1 protein-coding gene is annotated in these 3,033 nt (G+C 71.8%); it reads left to right on the forward strand.

Features of this window, described 5'->3' with window-relative positions; genetic code table 11:
- A partial coding sequence (locus AB0C25_RS36515) for an SDR family NAD(P)-dependent oxidoreductase (RefSeq protein ID WP_357379641.1) occupies positions 1–3,033 on the forward strand: 3,033 nt, incomplete at both ends.

The following is a 3,033-nucleotide window of genomic DNA, read 5'->3' on the forward strand; positions in this document are numbered from 1 at the left end:
AACGTGACCGGTCGGGTTGAGGACCTGGGTACGCCTGAGTACTGGGTGCGGCATGTGCGGGAAGCGGTCCGTTTCGCCGACGGTCTGGCGACGGTTGCGGGGATGGGGGTGACCGCGCTGCTGGAGTTGGGCCCCGACGGTGTGTTGTCGGCGATGGTCGATGACACGTTCGCGGTCGCTGCTCTGCGGGATGGTCGCGATGAGGCGGAGTCGTTTACTGCCGCGCTCGGTGGTCTTCATGCGGTGGGTGTGGAGTTGGACTGGGCTGGTGTGTTCGCCGGCCGCGGCGGCAAGCTGGTCGACCTGCCGACCTACGCGTTCGAGCATCAGGAGTTCTGGCTGCGCAGGAGCGTAAGCACCGGCGACGCCACCGGTCTGGGCCTCGGCGAAAGCAATCATCCGCTGCTCGGTGCGACGATCTCGCTTCCCGGAGACGGCACCCTGATGCTGTCCGGCCGCCTCTCCGCCCACGCCCAGCCGTGGCTGGCCGACCACCGGATCGACGGCCGGATCGTGCTGCCCGCGACCGCACTGCTCGACCTCGCGATCCACGCCGCCGACCAGGCCGGGGCCGGCTCGGTCAACGACCTCACGCTGCAGGCCCCGCTGGTCCTGCCGGAACACGGCGGCCTGGCCCTGCGGGTCAGCGTCACCGACGGCGACCGGGTCGCCATCCACAGCCGGCCCGAGGACGCGGCCACCGACGAGGTGTGGACACCACACGCGACCGCGGTGCTCGCGACCGAACCCGCCCCGACCGGTGCGGGGCTCGCCACCTGGCCGCCCGCCGGTGCGCAGCGTCTGAACCTCGACGGCCTGCAAGCGGAGCTCGCCGAGGCCGGAACCGATCATGGCCCGTCGTTCCAGGGGCTTCGCGCGGCCTGGCACAAGGGCGGGACGGTCTGGGCGGAGATCGCAGTACCCGACCGTACGACGCTGGCCACCGACGGATTCGGCCTGCATCCGGCGCTGCTCGCTGCGGTCCTGGACAGCCTGACCGCGCGCCGCTTCCAGGAAGGCGACCGGCGGACCCTTGTGCCGGAGTACTGGGACGGGGTGACCCTGCACGCCCAGGGCGCCACCACCCTCCGAGCGGAGCTCGCCCCGGACGGGGACGACGGCGTGTCGCTCACCGTCGCCGACGCGGCCGGCGCTCCCGTGCTCACCGCGCGCTCGCTACGGCTACGCCCGATCACGCCCGACGAACTCTCCTCGAACCGGCACCTGACTCGGGACGCGGTCTTCCGGGTGGACTGGGTGTCGCCGGCCGCCGCAGATCCGACAACCACCGCGCCGGCCCTGATCGTCGAGAGCCTCGACAGGCTGACCGCCGACAAGACGCCCGAGACCGTGCTGCTGCTCCTGACCGTCGAGTCCTCCGAGGACCTCGCGACCGCGACCCGGGCAGCGACCACCGCAGCGCTCTCCCTGGTTCAGCGCTGGCTCGGCGAGAACCGGTGGGCCGGTTCGCGGCTGGTGTTCGTGCTGCGGGGATCCGGTCCGGCGACGGCCGCCGTAACTGGCCTGCTGCGCTCCGCCCAGGCCGAAAATCCAGACCGGTTCGCTCTCGTGGACGTGGGCACGGCCCCGGTCGACGAGGGCACTCTGGTCGCCGCCGCCGCCGCGTCCGGCGAGCCGGAGATCCGGGTACGCCGAGGCGAACTGCTGGTGCCCAGGCTGGTCCGGGTGGCCCTACCCGAGCATTCCGACCGCCCGGAACTTGCCGGAACGGTGCTGGTCACGGGTGGTACCGGGGCGTTGGGTGCCCTGGTGACGCGGCATCTGGTGACGGTTCACGGCGTACGGGATCTGGTGTTGACGAGTCGTCGCGGTCTTGGCGCGCCGGGCGCACCAAAGCTGGTGGCGGATCTCGCGGAGCTGGGTGCGTCGGTGCGGGTGGTGGCGTGTGACGTGGCGGATCGGGCGCAGTTGGCCGGTGTGCTCGACGGAATCGCCAATCTGAGTGGTGTCGTGCACACCGCCGGCGTGCTGGACGACGGCCTGGTGACCTCCCTGACCCCGGAGCGGCTGGACCGGGTGTTTGCCCCGAAGGCCGCCGCAGCGGCCCACCTGCACGAGCTGACCCGCGACCGCGACCTCGCGATGTTCGTGCTGTTCTCCTCGGCGGCGGGTGTCTTCGGCGACCCGGGGCAAGGCAACTACGCGGCCGCGAACCGGTTCCTCGACGCCCTCGCCGCGCACCGCCGTGAACTCGGACTGCCCGCCACCTCCCTGGCCTGGGGCTTCTGGGAGCAGCGCAGCGGCATCACCGGGCACCTGTCGGCGGCGGACGTCGACCGGATGCGGCGCGGCGGCATGCTGCCCCTCGACACCGCACGCGGCCTCGCCCTGTTCGATCTGGCGTGTGCGGCGGACGAGGCCGAACTCGTCCTGATGCCGCTCGACCTGCCCGCGCTGCGGACCGCCGGAACCACGCCCGCGCCGCTGCGCGGACTGGTCGGCGCCCGCGCCCGGCGCATCGCGACCGAGGCCGAAACCCCCACCCTGGCCACGACCCTCGCTACGCTGCCGCCCGCAGAACGTGAAACGCACCTGCTCGGCCTGGTCCGGGTCCACGTCGCGGCCGTGCTCGGACACGGGGATCCCTCGGCGATCGCACCCCGTACCGCGTTCCAGGATCTCGGCTTCGACTCGCTCACCGCTGTCGAACTCCGCAACCGGCTCGGAAGCGCTACCGGTATGCGGCTGCCCAGCACGCTGATCTTCGACCACCCGAGTCCGGACGCGCTGGTGCGGCACCTGCTGAGCGAAGCGCTGGGTCAGGCGGCCGAGCAGGCTCCGACCCGTACGCGTGCCGCCCTGAACGACGAGCACGACCCGATCGTCATCGTCGGCATGGCCTGCCGTTACCCCGGTGACGTCGCCTCACCCGACGATCTCTGGCAGCTGACCGCCAGCGGGCGCCTCGGTCTCACGCCGTTTCCGGTGAATCGTGGGTGGGATGTGGGTCGTCTGGTGGATCCGGGGTTGTCGCGGCCGGGTACGACGTATGTGGGTGTGGGTGGGTTTTTG

It is taken from the genome of Micromonospora sp. NPDC048839, assembly GCF_040649915.1.
In the GTDB taxonomy this organism is placed as follows: Bacteria; Actinomycetota; Actinomycetes; order Mycobacteriales; family Micromonosporaceae; genus Micromonospora.